The 16476-nt window shown below is 64.1% G+C and carries 9 protein-coding genes; 4 read left to right on the forward strand and 5 right to left on the reverse strand.

All coding sequences use genetic code 11. The features are described from left to right. Nucleotides 1-10: 10 nt before the first annotated feature. From glgC to B6V76_RS02305, 3 genes are read right to left on the reverse strand one after another with little or no spacing between them, the layout of a single operon-like run. Nucleotides 11-1282 carry a glucose-1-phosphate adenylyltransferase gene (gene glgC / locus B6V76_RS02295; RefSeq protein WP_075774802.1) on the reverse strand — a complete coding sequence of 424 codons (1272 nt, stop codon included), beginning with the start codon at nt 1280-1282 and terminating at the stop codon, nt 11-13. A gap of 26 nt (nt 1283-1308) precedes the next feature. Beyond that, nucleotides 1309-3453 (reverse strand): 1,4-alpha-glucan branching protein GlgB, encoded by a 2145-nt coding sequence (glgB, locus tag B6V76_RS02300; RefSeq protein WP_088722773.1) that lies wholly within the window; start codon nt 3451-3453, stop codon nt 1309-1311. A gap of 13 nt (nt 3454-3466) precedes the next feature. Beyond that, complete coding sequence (locus B6V76_RS02305; RefSeq protein ID WP_075774800.1) at nt 3467-5863, reverse strand: glycogen/starch/alpha-glucan phosphorylase; 2397 nt, start codon at nt 5861-5863, stop codon at nt 3467-3469. A 166-nt stretch (nt 5864-6029) separates the two neighbouring features. On the opposite strand from B6V76_RS02305, the gene B6V76_RS02310 reads away from it, so the two are divergent. The 3 genes from B6V76_RS02310 (at nt 6030) to B6V76_RS02320 (ending at nt 12505) form a co-directional block, all read left to right on the forward strand. Further along, entirely contained in the window at nt 6030-7616 is a 1587-nt protein-coding gene (locus B6V76_RS02310) for an alpha-amylase family glycosyl hydrolase (protein ID WP_088726547.1), read from the forward strand. Between the two features lie 244 nt (nt 7617-7860). After that, on the forward strand, nt 7861-10467 hold the full coding sequence (gene mprF / locus B6V76_RS02315) for a bifunctional lysylphosphatidylglycerol flippase/synthetase MprF (protein WP_088726548.1): 2607 nt from the start codon (nt 7861-7863) through the stop codon (nt 10465-10467). Between the two features lies 1 nt (nt 10468). After that, the gene (locus B6V76_RS02320) at nt 10469-12505 is read left to right on the forward strand and encodes a bifunctional DedA family/phosphatase PAP2 family protein (protein WP_088726549.1); all 2037 of its coding nucleotides are present in this window, start codon (nt 10469-10471) and stop codon (nt 12503-12505) included. A gap of 9 nt (nt 12506-12514) precedes the next feature. On the opposite strand, the gene B6V76_RS02325 is transcribed toward B6V76_RS02320, so the two are convergent. Both B6V76_RS02325 and B6V76_RS02330 read right to left on the reverse strand, forming a co-directional pair. Beyond that, nucleotides 12515-12871, reverse strand: coding sequence for a YigZ family protein (locus B6V76_RS02325; protein WP_088718618.1), 357 nt, complete (start codon nt 12869-12871; stop codon nt 12515-12517). A gap of 74 nt (nt 12872-12945) precedes the next feature. Next, on the reverse strand, nt 12946-13920 hold the full coding sequence (locus B6V76_RS02330; protein ID WP_341865708.1) for an NAD(P)-dependent oxidoreductase: 975 nt from the start codon (nt 13918-13920) through the stop codon (nt 12946-12948). Nucleotides 13921-13968: 48 nt separating this feature from the next. Between B6V76_RS02330 and B6V76_RS02335 the strand changes: the two genes are divergently transcribed. Continuing rightward, the gene (locus B6V76_RS02335) at nt 13969-16452 is read left to right on the forward strand and encodes a penicillin acylase family protein (RefSeq protein ID WP_088726550.1); all 2484 of its coding nucleotides are present in this window, start codon (nt 13969-13971) and stop codon (nt 16450-16452) included. The last annotated feature ends 24 nt before the right edge of the window (nt 16453-16476 follow it).

Consider the following 16476-nt stretch of genomic DNA (forward strand, 5'->3'; position numbering starts at 1 on the left):
TCCACCCCAGTTAGTCCAATGCCGCCGCGCGTTTGTCGAGCATCGCCTGCGTAATCAGCACGACCCCGCCTTCCGACCGGCGGAACCACTTCTCGTCTTCTTCCGGATCCTCGCCCACGACAAGGCCTGCGGGGATTTGCACGCCGCGGTCGATCACGCATTGGCTGAGCCGCGCATGTCGCCCGATATCGACGTAAGGCAGCACCACCGCCTCCTCGAGGCTTGCGAAACTATGCGCACGCACGCCCGTATGAAGCAGCGAATTGCGCACCTCCGCACCCGAGACGATGCAATCGCCAGAAACCAGCGAGGAGATCGCAGAGCCCCGTCGTCCGTCCTCATCGTGGATAAATTTCGCGGGCGGCACGATCTCGGCATAGGTCCAGATCGGCCATTCGGTGTCATAGAGGTCTAGCTTCGGCGTAAAATCCGTGAGGTCGATATTGGCCTGCCAGAACGCGTCGACCGTACCGACGTCGCGCCAGTAAGGCTCGGTCTCCAGTCCCGTCGTCACGCAGCTATCCGAGAACTTATGCGCCATAGCCTTGCCGTGCTTGACGATCTGCGGGATCAGGTCATGACCGAAATCGTGGCTTGAATTCGGATCCTCCATGTCGCGGATCAACAATTCGCGCAGGAATTCCCAGTCGAAGACATAGATCCCCATCGAGGCCAGCGCGTGATCGGGATCGCCGGGCATGCCGGGCGGGTCGGCGGGCTTTTCGAGGAAATCGGTGACCTGGCCGGTCTTGTCGATGGCCATCACGCCGAAGGCCGTCGCTTCCATGCGCGGCACCGTCAGGCAGCCGATCGTGACATCGGCCTTGGTCTCGACATGCTGGCGCAGCATCACCTCGTAATCCATCTTGTAGATATGGTCGCCGGCAAGGATGATGACGTATTTCACGCCGTAATCTTCAACGATATCAATGTTCTGAGCGACCGCATCGGCGGTGCCCGCATACCAGCGGCTATCGGCTACGCGCTGGCTTGCGGGCAGGATGTCGAGATATTCGTTCCGCTCGGCGCGGAAGAAATCCCAGCCGCGCTGGATGTGGCGGATCAGCGAATGCGCCTTGTATTGCGTGGCGATGGCCATCTTGCGGATGCCGGAATTGAGCGCGTTCGACAGAGCGAAATCGATGATCCGGGTCTTGCCGCCGAAATAGACCGCGGGTTTCGCGCGCCTGTCGGTGAGCTCCTTGAGGCGACTCCCGCGGCCGCCCGCCAGCACGAAGGCCATGGCCTGTGCGCTCAGGCGCGTGTTGGGCTGTGGTTTCATAATCCTCCCCCTCCTCTAGGCACCGCTTATGCGGGCGTGAACATCACGACTGACAGCGGCGGCAAATATACCTCCGCGCTATGGGCGCAGCGGCCATGGGCGTGGTCTTCAGCGGCGATCGCGCCGAGATTGCCGCGGTTGCCACCGCCATAGAATTCGGAATCCGTGTTCAAAATCTCGCACCATTCGCCGCTCTGGGGCAGACCGATGCGGTAGCTGCGTTCGACCGGGGTCAGGTTCGCGACGACCACCACCGGATCGGAGCCGGGCGCGCGGCGTTCGAAGATGAAGACCGAGGCCTCGGAATCGTTGGCCGCGATCCACTCGAAACCCTGCGGCTCGCAATCGCCCCAATGCAGCGCGGGCGTGTCGCGGTAGAGCCGGTTGAGGTCGCGCACCAGCGCGCGCAGCCCCTCGTGGCGCGGATCGTTCAGAAGATACCAGTCCAGTTCGCGCTCGTGGCTCCATTCCGACCACTGGCCAAATTCCTGCCCCATGAAGAGAAGCTTCTTGCCCGGATGCGCCCATTGGAAGGCGTAGAAGGCCCGAAGGTTGGCGTATTTCTCGGGCTCGCTTCCCGGCATCTTGCCCAGCATCGAGCCTTTGCCGTGCACGACCTCGTCATGGCTGATCGGCAGAATGAAATTCTCGCTGTAAACGTACGAGCTCGCGAAGGTCAGCTCGTTATGGTGAAATTTGCGATAAAGCGGATCGCGCGCGAAATAGCGCAGGCTGTCATTCATCCAGCCCATGTTCCACTTGTAGCCGAAACCGAGCCCGCCCTCATGCACGGGCCGCGTGACCCCGGGATAGGCGGTACTTTCCTCGGCCACCGTCATGATGCCTTCCGCGCCGCCGTAAGAGGCCGCGTTCATGTTCTGCAGGAATTCGATCGCCTCGAGATTCTCGCGCCCGCCATATTTGTTGGGCACCCATTCGCCCGCCGCCCGGGAGTAATCGCGGTAGAGCATCGAGGCCACCGCATCGACGCGCAGCCCGTCGAGGTGATATTCCTCCAGCCAGAACAATGCGTTGGCAAGCAGGTAGTTGGACACTTCCCGCCGCCCGTAATTGTAGATCAGCGTATTCCAGTCCTGATGGAAGCCCTCTTTCGGGTCGGCATGCTCGTAAAGCGCCGTGCCGTCGAAATGTCTCAACCCGTGATCGTCGGTCGGGAAATGGCCCGGCACCCAGTCGAGGATGACGCCGAGCCCTTTCCGGTGTGCGGCATCGACGAACTCCGCGAATTCTTCGGGGCGGCCGTGGCGGATCGTCGGGGCGTAAAGCCCGATCGGCTGATAGCCCCAGGAGCCGTCGAACGGGTGTTCGGTAATGGGAAGCAACTCGATATGGGTGAAACCCATGTCGCAAACGTAATCGACCAGCTTCTCGGCCAACTCGTGGTACGAGAGCGGCCTGCCCCCATCGTCCCAGATCCGCATCCACGAACCCAGATGTACCTCGTAGACCGAGATCGGCGCGTGACGTTCCTGCGCCTCGGCCCGGGTCTGGCACCATGCGCTGTCACCGAAGCGGTGCAGCCCCAGCTTGCGCACGACCGAGGCCTGCGCAGGCGGATGCTCCGCGCCGAAGCCGACCGGGTCCGCCTTCAGCGGCAGCACCGTGCCCTCGGCGTCGAGCAATTCGTACTTGTAGAGCGCGCCTTCATGGATGCCGGGGACGAAGATCTCCCACACACCGGACGCACCGATCCGGCGCAGCTGGTGGCGCCGCCCGTCCCAGAAATTGAACTCACCCACGACCGAGACCCGGCGCGCATTGGGCGCCCAGACCGCGAAATGGACGCCTTCGACGCCTTGATGGGTGATCGCATGGGCGCCGAGCTTCTCCCAGAGACGCTTATGCGTCCCCTCCCCGATCAGATACTCGTCGATCGGTCCAAGCACCGGCGCGAAGCTGTAAGGGTCGTCGAAATCCCAAGTCGTCTGGTCGCGTCGCGCGCGCAGACAATAGGTTTTCTCGCTCCAATTTCCGGCGAAGACCCCGGGCACCACAGGCTCCAGCGCGACGTCCTTTTTCCCGAGCGCCCAGACCTCGTCCGCCCCGGGCACGAGTGCCACGATTTTCCCGTCATGAAGACCCAGCACGGAAAACGGGTCGGGATGATGCGCTTCGATCAGCGCTTCGGCCTCGTCGCGGGAAAGTGTCATATCGCTCCTTGGTTCACAGGGCAGATCGCGTGGTCCAAATCTCGTCCATGTAGCCCTTGATTGCCCGGTCGGAAGAGAAGAACCCCATCCGCGCGGTGTTCAAAACAGCCATCTTCGCCCAGCCTGCGCGATCGGCGAAGGCCGTGTCCACCTCTTTCTGGGCGGTCCGGTAGGCCTCGAAATCGGAGGCAACGAGGAAATAATCGCTGTGCCACATGTTATGAACAAGATCGTGATAGCGTTCTGGTTCCTCCGGAGAGAAACGTCCCTCGGCGATCATCTGCAAAACGTCCTGCAAAGGCTGGCTTTCAAGGATCGCGTTGCGCGCATGTTCGGGGTCGCGGCGGCGCTCCATCACCTCGTCGGCGGTCATGCCGAAGAGGAAGAAGTTTTCCGCGCCGACCTGTTCACGGATTTCCACATTCGCTCCATCGAGCGTGCCGATGGTCAGCGCACCGTTCAATGCGAACTTCATGTTGCCGGTGCCGGAGGCTTCCTTGCCCGCAGTCGAGATCTGTTCTGACAGATCGGCGGCCGGGATCAGTCTTTCGGCCATGGAAACGTTGTAGTTCGGCGGATAGACGATCTTGAGGCGCCCATCGACGTAAGGGTCATTGTTCACCACCCGCGCCACGTCATTGATCAGCCGTATGATCTGTTTCGCGGTGTGATAGCCCGGCGCGGCCTTACCGCCGAAGAATTTCACGCGCGGCTGGAAATCGGCCTGCGGGTTCTCGCGGATCGCATGCCAGTCCGCGATGGTCTGCAGGATGTTCAGCAGCTGGCGTTTGTATTCGTGGATGCGCTTGACCTGAATGTCGAAGATCGCGTCGGGGTCAATGGTGATCCCTTGGCTTTCGTGCACCCACTCCGCGAGATGCACCTTGTTATGGCGTTTCGCGCCCATGAAGGCCTCGCGGAAGCCCGCGTCATCGGCGTAAGGCTCGAGCGTGCGCAGCTTGTCGAGATCGGCCTCCCAGCCCTCGCCGATCGTGTCGATGATGAGGTGGGACAACGCCGGGTTCGCCATCCGCAGCCAGCGGCGCGGCGTGATCCCGTTGGTCTGGTTGATGATCCGCCCAGGATGCAACGCGTCGAGCTCGGGAAAGAGGTTGCGCTTGATCAGCTCGGTATGCAGCGCCGAGACGCCGTTCACCTTGTGCGAGGTGATGAAGGCCAGCTCGCCCATCCGCACTTCCTGATGCTTCACGATCCCCACGAAATGCGCGCGTTTCGGATAGGTGCGGCGGTGCCAACTGTCGATCTTCTCGATGATCTGCATGTGGCGCGGCAACACCGTGCCCATCAGATAGGTCGCCCAGCGTTCGAGCGCTTCAGGCAGCAGCGTGTGGTTGGTATAGCCCAGACATTGCATCGTGATCTCGAGCGCGGTCTCGAACTCCATGTCATGCAGATCGACGAGGATGCGGATCAGTTCCGGCCCGGCGATCGCCGGATGCGTGTCGTTCATCTGGATCGCGACATAGTCCGGCAGCTCTTCGAGCGTATAGCCCGAAGCCAGATGCCGGCGCATGATGTCCTGCAGCGCGGCGGAGGTCAGGAAATACTCCTGTTTGAGCCGCAGCTCCTTACCCGCATAGGTCGTGTCATCCGGGTAAAGCACGCGGCTCAACGTCCGCGCCAGAGCTTCGGGCTCGGCCGCGGCGGCGTAATCGCCGTGATTGAACCGCGCGAGGTCGAAGAGCTCCGTGGGCTTGGCCGACCACAGCCGCAGCGTGTTCGCCCATTTGCCCTCCCAGCCGATGATCGGCATGTCATAGGCCTCGGCCAGCACCGTCTCGCCGGGGATCCAATGCGGCTTGCCGTCCAGCGTCTCGACATGGCCCTTGAAGCCGATCTCGTAGGCCGCCTCTGGACGCTCGAATTCCCACGGATGACGCTGCTTGAGCCAATCCTCCGGCGTCTCGACCTGACGCCCGCCCTCGAAGCGCTGCTTGAAGAGGCCGTGCTCGTAGCGGATGCCGTAGCCGTAGCCCGGGCAGCCCAGCGTCGCCATGCTCTCCATGTAGCACGCCGCCAGCCGCCCCAGCCCGCCATTGCCAAGCGCGGCGTCCGGTTCGTTCTCGACCACCGTCTCCCAGTCCTGCCCCAACCCTTCGATCGCCTCGCGGCAAATCGCACGCAGCCCGAGATTGATCGCGGCATCTTCCAGCATCCGTCCGATCAGGAATTCCATCGAGAGATAGTAGACCCGCTTGCGCTTTTCCTCCCAGGTGCGGCGGGTGGCCGCGAACCACGGCGCGACGACCCGGTCGCGTATCGCGAGGCTGAGTGCCATGCGCCAGTCATAGACCGAGGCGTGATCGGGATCCTTGCCCATCGAAAATGTGATGTGGTGCAAAATTTCTTCGCGAACCGTCTCGGCACTGGGCAATTGGGTGTCTTTCAAGGGGGAGGTCTCCGGATCTCTTCAGATAGCAATTGATTGATGAGCCGCCCCCTGTTCAAGGTCAAGCGACGGCGTAGAAACCATCTGAGCAGCTGTTGCCGTTTGCGCTAACAAGTCTACCCTTGCCGCGTTAACGGGCAACAGGAAACTGAAAGAGGAGCGATTCATGGCGAAGGATTGGTGGCGCGGAGCGGTTATCTACCAGATTTATCCGCGTAGCTTTCAAGACGACTCGGGCGACGGGATCGGCGATCTCAAGGGGATCACGCGCAGGCTTGATCATGTCGCCTCGCTGGGCGTCGATGCGATCTGGCTGTCGCCGATCTTCACCTCGCCAATGGCCGATATGGGTTATGACGTGTCCGATTATCGCGGTATCGATCCGCAATTCGGCACGCTGGAGGATTTCGACGCGCTGGTCGCGCGGGCGCATGAACTGGGCCTGAAGGTCGTGATCGATCAGGTGATCTCGCACAGCTCCGATCAGCACCCGTGGTTCAAGGACTCCAAGAAAGGCGGTATGAAGAAGGACTGGTATGTCTGGGCCGATCCCAAGCCCGACGGCAGCCCGCCCAACAACTGGCAGGCGGTGTTCGGCGGCTCGTCCTGGGAATACGCCCCCGAGCGCGGCCAGTATTACCTGCACAATTTCCTCATCGAACAGCCCGACCTGAACCTGCACAATCCCGAGGTGCAGGCGGAATTGCTCGACATTTTCCGTTTCTGGCTCGATCGCGGCGTCGATGGCTTCAGGCTCGATACGGTGAACTACTACTTCCACGACCCCAAGCTGCGCGACAACCCGGCGATGGAACCCGACCCGGAGCGTTGGCCGCCGGTCTCGACCTACGACATGCAGGATCACGAGTTCGACAAGAACCGCCCCGAGAACATCACCTTCCTCAAGAAGATGCGCGTGGTGATGGACGAATACGAAGACCGGACTCTGATCGGCGAAGTCGGCGAAGCGCCGCATCGCGCGCTCGGGCTCATGGAGGAATACACGCGCGGCGTCGATCGCCTCCACATGGCCTACAGCTTCGACATGCTGGGGCCGAAATTCTCGCCCGCGCATTTCCGCGGCAAGATCGAAGGCTTCTTCGAGAATGCCCCCGATGGCTGGCCGAGCTGGTCCTTCTCGAACCACGACGTGCAGCGCCATGTGACCCGCTGGGCGAAATACGGCACCGAGGACGGCATCGCACGGCTGGCCATCGCGATGCTCGCGTCGTTCCAGGGCACGATCGGCATCTATCAGGGCGAGGAACTCGGCCAGACCGAGACCGAGATGGAATATCACGAGCTTACCGACCCGCCCGGCCTACGCTTCTGGCCCGAGAACAAGGGCCGTGACGGCTGCCGCACGCCGATGGTCTGGGACGAAAGCACGAATGCGGGCTTCTCCAAGGCCAAGCCGTGGCTGCCGGTGAAACCGCCGCAAGCCGCCCGGGCGGTCTCGGTGCAGGAGGCCGACGCGCACTCGGTGCTGGCCTATTACCGTCGCGTGCTGTCCTTCCGGAAGGAAAACCCGGTGCTGCGCAAGGGCGCGTCGACCTTCCTCGACCTGCCGGACCCGATCCTCGGCTTCATCCGCGACGATGGCGAGACGAAATTCGCCTGCTACTTCAACCTCGGCCCGGATCCGGTGACGCTCAAAGCGGACGGGGAGCTTGTCGGCCCCTGCCTCGCCGCGACGCTGGAGGACGGCACCCTGTCGCTCGGCCCGAACGGCGCCGCCTGGCTGAAGATCTAACCAAACCGGAAAAACGCGGCGCGCGGGCCCCGAATTGCAGCCTGCCGCCACGTCTCGGACCCGCGACGGCGTCGGGAGCGTTTGCTCTCGACGCCGTTCGCATTCCGGTGTTCTGCCTCTGGTCAGCCGCGCCGTCTCGGTCGATAAGATGCCATCGGAAGCGATTTCTTACGGAATTTTAAGAAGGACATAAATTCCTTCTGCGATCGTTCCGCCAGAGATTGGAAAAACTTGGAAATACAAGATGGTTCACGTTGATCCGGCGCAAGCCGCCCCTGCCTCGTCGCGCGTCAAGATACTCTGGCCGATCGCGCTGGGGCTGCTGCTGTTCCTGATGGGGCTCTGGGCGCTGCATCATCTGCTCGCCAGCATCGACGTGCGCCAGGTAATCGCGCAGATCAGGGCGACGCCGTGGCCCACGCTCGGCGCGGCCGTGGGGGCGACCTCGCTGGGCTACGTGGCGCTTGTCGGCTATGATTTCTGGGCGCTGCATTACCTCGGCAAAAAACTGCCCCTGCGCACCGTCGCGCTTGGCGGGTTCCTTGGCTACGCCTTCGGCAACACGGTCGGGATCAGCGTGATCTCGGGCGGCGCCGTGCGCTACCGCATTTACTCCGCCGCCGGGCTGAACGCGTTCGAGGTCGCGGCGCTGTCCTCCTATATCGCGATCGCGATGGGGCTCGGGCTGACGATGGTGGGCGTTCTGGCGCTTTCCGTGCATCCTGCTGCGCTCGCCGGCGTCATCTCGGCGCCCGAGTCAGTGATCCGCGTCGGCGCGCTGGCCGCGACGGCCTTGATCCTGGGCGGCGCCTTCTACCTTTCCTATACGGGGCGCGCCCTGCGCATCCGCGACCGCGAGATCGCGATGCCGGCCCCGCGTATCCTTGTCGGGCAACTCGGCGTGGCGCTCTTCGACTCGACGATGGCGGCGGGCGCGCTTTGGGTGCTGATGCCCGCAGGCACGCCACCTTTCGCGAGCTTCGTCGCGATTTACGCTGCGGCCAGCATGGTCGGCATTCTCAGTCACGTGCCCGGCGGGGTCGGCGTGTTCGAGACGGTGGTGATCGCCGCCCTGCCCGCGGGCGTGCCGCTCGGCGATGCCGCGGCGGGCCTGCTGGCCTTCCGGATGATCTATTTCCTGCTGCCCTTCGTGATCGCCTTCGTGGTGGTCTCGCTGAACGAGGCGCGTCTCGCAGGCGGCTGGGCCACGCGCGTCTTCGGCGAGATATCCGAGCCGATGCGCCCGGTGATCAACGGCATCGAGGGTATCGCGCCACGGATCGCAGGGGTCGCGGTGCTTGGCCTCGGTTTCTGGATGGTTATCGTCGCGCTGATGCCCGTACTGGGCCAGCAAGGCGGCGAGCCGGGGCTGATCACGGCGGTTCTGGCCGAGGGCGGCACCCAGCTTTGCGCCTTGGCGGGCGTGCTGTTGATCGTGCTCTCGCATGGTCTGGTTCGCCGGGTGCGGCTCGCCTATTGGCTGGCGCTCGCCGGGCTCGTGCTCGGTGTGATCTCGGTGCTGGCGGCCGATCTCGACATCGACAACGCCATCGTCCTGTCACTTGCCGCGCTGGTGCTTCTGCCGTTTCGCCGCGCGTTCCACCGGCAGGTCGCGCTCACCGAAGGGGGCTACGGCCCGCTCTGGCTGGCTGTGATCGTGGGGATGGTGGCCTCGGCGGCGGTTTTCTTCTTCCTCGCCTATGCCGCGCATCCTTATTCGAACGCGCTCTGGCTCGATTTCACCGCACGTTCGCCGACACCGCGGGCGCTTCGCGCAGGTCTTCTGATCAGCGCACTGCTGTTGGGCTTCCTGCTTTGGCTGATGCTGCGCCCGATACGCCACTTCGCCTTCTCCGTGGATCCCGAACAGGATGCCTCGGTCGCCGCGATCCTCGCCGCGCAGGACGTGCCGCAGGGCTGGTTCGCGCTGACGGGCGACAAATGCGTGATGTTCTCTCCCGACCGCTCCGCTTTCCTGATGTATGCGCAGCGCGGCGGGATGCGGGTCGTCCTTGGTGATCCCGTCGGCCCGCCGGAGGTTGCGCGGCAACTGGCATGGGAGTTTCACGAACGCGCCGTGAGCGAGGGGCTCACCCCCGTCTTCTACGAGGTCTCGACGCGCAATCTGCCGCTCTGGATCGAGATGGGCTACGCGCTGCACAAGATCGGCGAAGAGGCAGTGATCGACCTGCAGAAGTTCTCGCTTTCGGGGTCGAAATTCAAAACGATGCGGGCCGAGCAGAACCGCGCCCTGCGCGAAGGGTACACGCTCGAACTCGCCGCCCCGCCGCATGCGCCCGAGCTGCTGTCGACGCTGCAGGAAATCTCCAATGCGTGGCTCGCCGGTCAGAAAGGCCGCGAGAAAGGCTTCTCGATCGGACGCTTCGATCCGCGCTACCTCAACCACTGCGAGATCGCCCTGATCCGCTGCGAGGGAGAGATCCTCGGCTTCGCGAACCTTCTGGGCGGCAACGGAGCGCAACATTTCGCGATCGACCTGATGCGATATCGCCCGGAAGCCGCCGACGGCGTCATGCAATTCCTGTTCCTCGGCCTGATCGAGGCACTGCGCGATCGCGGCGCGACCGAGCTGAGCCTCGGCCTCGCACCGCTGGCGGGGCTGCCCGATCGCGCCTCCGCGCGGCTCACGAGCCGGGTGGGAAACCTGATTTATCGTCACGGCGGAAGCTTCTACAATTTCGAGGGGCTGCGCCGGTTCAAACAGAAATTCCGCCCCGAATGGCGGCCGCATTACGTGGCGCTGCCGCCCGGCACCTCGCCCTATCTCGCGCTGACCGAGATCGCGCTCTTGATCTCCGGCGGTGCGCGCAACCTGCTGACAAAGGACTGACATGCTAGACGCCATCCACCAAGTGCTCCCGAATCTCGCCGCTCTGGGGATCTTCGGCTACTGGGTGATCGGGGCCGCGGCGGGGCTCGAGGCCTTCCTGCCAACCGGGTTGTTCCTGCCGGGAACGCTTCTCGTCGACGCCGGCGGGGTGATGGTTCAGCGGGGGATGCTCGACCTGCTCGACCTGCTGTGGTTCGTCGCGATCGGCTCGGTGCTCGGCGGCGAGGCGACCTTCTGGCTCGGTCGTCATGCACGGCGCGGCATGCTCGGGCGTTGGAATGTCGAAGGCATGGCCGCCTATCGACGCGCGGAGAAGCTATTTGCCCGCCATGGCGGCTTGGCGATCGTCATGGGGCGTTTCCTCGGTCCCGTCGCGGGCTTCGTTCCCTTCGCTGCCGCCGTCGCCGGGATGGAGAAGCGACGCTTCCGGATCTGGAACCTGCTGAGCGGCTTTCCCTACGCTGTCTTCCATGTCGGCTTCGGTTATGCGCTTGGCGCGGGATTCGCCCAGCTCAGCCCGATGATGACGCGCAACACCTTGTTCGTGCTTGGCATTGTCGTGATCGCCGCGGTGCTTTTCTGGATTCTGCGCCGACTCGACCGGGCGGTGCCCTATCTCCTTGCGATGGCGGGCGGTCTGATGGACGACATCGCGCGCCACCCCCGCGTCGACAGCTGGGGCGGGCGCCATCCGAAAACGGCGGCCTGGATCGCGCGCAGGCTCGACCGGACTAAATTCTCCGGACTGCCGCTCAGCCTTCTCGCACTGGCCTTCCTCTACCTCGCCTCCGTGCTGGTCGGGCTGTCGCTCGATTTCCTGCAAAGCGATCCGATCGTGCAGATCGACGCACGGCTGGCGGCTCTGATGCGGCTGTTCTGGACGCCGGGTCTCATACAGGTCTTCACCTGGATCACCGCGCTCGGCGATACGCAGCTCGTGGCCGCGCTGCTCGTGCTGGCCCTCGTCTGGCTCGCGTGGCTGCGCCGCTTCGATCTCGCCACGGGGCTCGTGGTCTCGCTCGGACTCGATTTGGTTTCGGTGATAATCCTGAAGGCCGGCTTCGGGCGGCCGCGTTCGATCCTCGGCTATTTCCACGAAACCTCGGGCAGTTTTCCCTCCGGCCACGCGACGCTCTCTGTCGCCTTTTACGGGATGCTGGTCTTCCTCCTCTGGCGGCTATCCCGGATCGGAGCACTCAGCGCGAGCTTCCTGGCGTTCCTGTTCGCCGGGCTGATCGGGCTGAGCCGTCTCTACCTTGTCGAGCATTACCTGAGCGACGTGATGGGCGGCTGGCTTCTCGGCGCGCTATGCCTGCTCGTGGGCATCGCCGTGGCCGAGTGGCTTTATCCGCGTTGGGCCGGGGCGCCGCGCACGCGACCGCGCTGGCAGATCGGCGTGATCGGAGTCGTGACGCTCGCGCTTATGGGCTTCACGATGGTTCGGGTGCGCGACTACTCCAAGGCGCTGAACCCGCCGCCCGTCGCGCAGCCGCTGATCGTGATCGCCCAAGGGGCCGAGCCGCAGGCGTTGAGCGACGCGCCGCTGATGGCGCAGACGCTCGATGCGGAGCAACAGTTCCCGCTTTCGCTCGGGATGTGGGCGGCGAACACCGATCAGATTACCGCCGCGCTGACATCCATCGGCTGGCAGCGCGCCGATCCTGTGACGCTGAAGACGCTGGCGGGCGCGGCCTTCGGAGCGGTGCGCGACACGATACGCCCCGGAGCAGCCCTCGCACCGCTTTTCTGGAACAACAAGCCGAGCGAGCTTGGCTTCACCCGCGTTCCGGAGGGCGACGCGACCGACAAGCTGCCGCGGCTGCGAATGTGGCAGACGCGCTATACCGATGCGTCCGGCGCGCGGCTCTGGATGGGGGCGATCACTCGCGATGACGGGCTGGTGCCGAGCGACGGGTCGGCGGCGGGGCCGCTGGCCTCTGACGTTGTGAAGGCGCTGAGCCAGAGCGGCGGGGCCAAGACGGTCGGCCATATCTCCGGCACTGACGCGTCGGCGATCCCGGTTCTGGCGCTGCGATAAGCGCGCATGTCAGCCTGCGCGCAGATCCTCGAGATAAATGCGAACCGCTTCCTGCACATGACGGAATCGGTCGCCGCCCAGATGCTTGCCGCCGAACCAGCGAGTGACGACGATGATGTGGTCATAGAGCTCTTCGCGCTCGAGCATCCGCAGGATCACCATGCCGGCGCCTGCCTCACCGTCGTCGTTCTTAACCGGAGCGTCTGCCGTCAGAAGCGCCCAGGTGTTATGCGTCGCCTTGGCATATTTCTTTTTCCGGCAGAGTTCCTTGACGAAGGCCTTGGCCTCCTCCTCGGAGGTGCAGGGCCCGCCCGAAACCGCGTATTTCGAGCCGCGGTCGCTGATGATGTTCTCGAGGATGCGCATGGCGCAGGTTTATGGGCCAAGCGCCGAAGCGGCAAGGGCGGGCAGCGGACCCGATGGCCCGCCGCCCTGCCCGCTCAGCCCAGCTTGCGCAGGCGGGCGATCAGCGAGGACGTGTCCCAGCGGTTGCCGCCCATCGCCTGCACGTCCTTGTAGAACTGGTCGACCAGCGCGGTGACGGGCAGCGAGGCCCCGATCTCGTCGCCGGTCTTCAGGCAGATTCCCAGATCCTTGCGCATCCAGTCCACCGCGAAGCCGAAGTCGAATTCGTCCTTCGCCATGGTCTCGTAGCGGTTCGCCATCTGCCACGAGCCGGCCGCGCCCTGAGAGATCACTTCGACCACGGCGGCGATGTCGAGATCGGCCTTCTCGGCGAAGTGGAGGCTTTCCGCGAGGCCCTGCACCAGACCCGCGATCGCGATCTGGTTGCACATCTTGGTCACCTGCCCGGCGCCGCTTTCGCCCAGACGGCGGCAAATCTTGGCATAGGCGTCGATCACCGGCTCGGCCTTGTCATAGGCCGCCGCATCGCCACCGCACATCACCGACAGCTGACCGTTCTCGGCCCCCGCCTGCCCGCCCGAGATCGGCGCGTCGATGAAGGCCACGCCGTGGCCAGCCGCCTCGCCCGCCAATTCGCGGGTCACGGCAGCCGAAACCGTGGTGTGGTCGACGAAGACCGCGCCGGTTTTCATCCCCTTGAACGCGCCGTCCTTACCAAGGCAGACCTCGCGCAGATCGTCGTCGTTGCCGACACAGGACATCACGAAATCGGCGCCCTTGGCCGCTTCGCGGGGCGTGGGCGCGGCGGAACCGCCATGTTCGGACACCCATTTCTCGGCCTTGGAGACCGTGCGGTTATAGACCGTGACCTCGTGGCCCGCCGATGCGAGATGCCCCGCCATCGGATAACCCATCACCCCAAGCCCCAGAAATGCAACTTTCGCCATCGACCTCTCCCTTGCGTGAATACGAAACCGCGCCCCGTGAAGCGCGAGCGCGTTGATTGTAGCGTCGGGCTCAACTAGTAACGCGCCATCCCGGCGCGTCAACTCATGCGCCGGTCGGAGGGATTCCGGGTGAGGCGCGCAGAGGGCTCGATGTACAAGGCATTTCGATGGGGCGTTCGGCTGATCATGGCCGCTATCGTGGGCGTGGTGCTCATCGGGGGGCTGATCTATTTCTTCGCCTCGCGCTCGCTGCCCGATTACGACGCGACCTACAAGGTCACTGGCCTCACCGCCCCGGTCGAGATCGTGCGCTCCACCGAGGACGTGCCGCATATCTTCGGCAAGAATGACCCGGACGTGTTCTTCGCCCTCGGTCTGGCGCATGCGCAGGACCGGCTCTGGCAGATGACGCTGATGCGCCGCACGGTGCAGGGGCGGCTGTCGGAGGTGTTCGGACAGGAGACGCTGAAGACCGACGAGCTGATGCGGCGGCTGGGCCTCTATCAGGCGGCGGTCGACTCGGTGGCATCGCAGGACGATTACACCAAGGCCGCGCTTCAGGCCTATGCGCGCGGCGTCAACCAGTGGATCCAGATCGTCAACGAGGGCGCGATGGGGCGCGGCGCACCGGAATTCTTCCTTTTTGACAGCAAGATCTCCTACTGGACGCCCGCGGATTCGCTCGCGATCATGAAGCTGATGGCGGTGCAGCTGTCGAACCAGCTGCAGGACGAGGTGCTGCGCGCCCGCGTCTCGCTCGCCGGAAAGGATCTCGTGCGCGACATCATGCCCGACGATCCACAACAGGCAACCGCCGCGCTGCCCGATTACGCTAGCCTGTTCCCGACAATGCAAAAAGGCATCCAGACGGCAGAGAACGGCGCGCCCGGCGCGTTCTCGCCCTTCCCCGAGCGCGGCTCTGCCGGGGCGTCCAACGCATGGGCCGCGGGGCCTGACCGCTCGGCCGCGGGCGGCGCGCTTCTGGCCAACGATCCGCATCTTGGGCTCACCGCGCCCTCGATCTGGTATCTCGCGCGGCTGCAACTGCAATCGGGCGGCGTGATCGGCGGCACGATCCCGGGAATGCCGCTCGTGCTGTCGGGCCGCAACAAGGATCTGGGCTGGGGGCTGACCACGGCCTATGTCGACGATCAGGACCTGCATATCGAGGAAATCGACCCCGACGATCCGACGAAATACCGCACGCCCGATGGCTGGAAGCATTTCAAGACCAAGCGGGTGATCGTCGAGGTGAAGGACGCGAAACCCGTGACCCTGACCCTGCGCTGGACCGATAACGGCCCGGTTCTGCCCGGCAGCCATTTCGATCTGGCGACGGTGACGCCGCCCCATTCGGTGATGTCGCTCAGCTGGACGGCCTTCGATCCGAAAGACACCACGATGACCGGCGCGATGGACCTGATGCGGGCGAAATCGATCCCGCAGGCGCTCGACGCCGCAAAAGAGATCGTAGCACCTGCACAGAATATCACGCTGGCCGACAAGGATGGTGTGGCGCTGGTCACCGCCGGGAAAATCCCGCTGCGCGACCGGGCGAATGACACGCAGGGCCGGATGCCCAACGCGGGCTGGAAACCCGAAAACCGCTGGAAAGGCGCCCTGCCTTTCAAGGACAATCCGCAATTCGTGGAGCCCAAAAGTGGCATCGTCGTGAACACCAACAACAAGACGGTGGACCGGCCCTTCCCCTATAACGTCTCGTTCCACTGGGGCGACACGCAGCGCATCCAGCGCCTGTCGAAACTGATGGGCGAGCGCGAGGTGCATTCGCGCGACAGCTTCATCTCGGCGCAGCTCGATACCGTCTCGCCCGCCGCGCGCGGCCTGCTGCCGCTGGTCGGTGCGAACCTGTGGTATACCGGCGATCCCGCGCCTGACGGCACGCCCGAGCGGATGCGTCAGCGCGCGCTGGAGATGCTGGCGAGTTGGGATGGCGAGATGTCCGAGCATCTGCCCGAGCCGCTGATCTACGCCGCCTGGATGCGCGAATTGCAAAACCGGCTGATCCGCGACGAGCTGGGCCCGCTGGCGAAGAAATTCGACCATCTGGAGCCGCTGTTCATCGAGCGCGTCTTCCGCGACACCCAAGGCGCGAGCCATTGGTGCGACATCATCCAATCCGCGCCCAAGGAGACCTGCAGCGATATCGCGCGGCAATCGCTCGACGCGGCGCTCTTGGACCTGTCGAAGAAATACGGGCCGAATATCGAAAGCTGGCGCTGGGGCGACGCGCATGTCGCCGAGCAGGACAATCCGGTGCTGGGCAAGGTGCCGGGGTTGAAATGGTTCGTGAATATCCGGCAATCGACGTCGGGTGGCGATTTCACCCTGATGCGCGGGCGGACCAAGGGCGGCGACGGGCCCGATCGCTTCGCCAATGTCCATGCGGCGGGCTATCGCGAAGTACTCGATTTCGCCGATCCGGACAGCTCGGTCTTCATCATCTCGACCGGGCAATCGGGCCATCCGCTGAGCCGCCATTACGACGACCTGTCAGAGCTGTGGCGTTCGGGCGAATATATCCCGATGTCGCTCGATCCGGCACTGGCGCGGGCAGCGGCGACGGGGATCACCCATCTGGTGCCGAAGGGCGCGGCGCAAGCGGCCAACTGATCCATAATGAAACGGGGACGGACC

Origin of the sequence: Thioclava sp. IC9 (assembly GCF_002213225.1) — a bacterium.
Lineage (GTDB): Bacteria > Pseudomonadota > Alphaproteobacteria > Rhodobacterales > Rhodobacteraceae > Thioclava > Thioclava nitratireducens.

What these genes read in the sequence shown, in the direction of transcription:
- mprF (WP_088726548.1), top strand. Translation starts at nt 7,861, where the DNA reads ATGGTTCACGTTGATCCGGCGCAAGCCGCCCCTGCCTCGTCGCGCGTC.
- glgC (WP_075774802.1), bottom strand. Translation starts at nt 1,282, where the DNA reads ATGAAACCACAGCCCAACACGCGCCTGAGCGCACAGGCCATGGCCTTC.
- glgB (WP_088722773.1), bottom strand. Translation starts at nt 3,453, where the DNA reads ATGACACTTTCCCGCGACGAGGCCGAAGCGCTGATCGAAGCGCATCAT.
- B6V76_RS02310 (WP_088726547.1), top strand. Translation starts at nt 6,030, where the DNA reads ATGGCGAAGGATTGGTGGCGCGGAGCGGTTATCTACCAGATTTATCCG.
- B6V76_RS02335 (WP_088726550.1), top strand. Translation starts at nt 13,969, where the DNA reads ATGTACAAGGCATTTCGATGGGGCGTTCGGCTGATCATGGCCGCTATC.
- B6V76_RS02320 (WP_088726549.1), top strand. Translation starts at nt 10,469, where the DNA reads ATGCTAGACGCCATCCACCAAGTGCTCCCGAATCTCGCCGCTCTGGGG.
- B6V76_RS02325 (WP_088718618.1), bottom strand. Translation starts at nt 12,871, where the DNA reads ATGCGCATCCTCGAGAACATCATCAGCGACCGCGGCTCGAAATACGCG.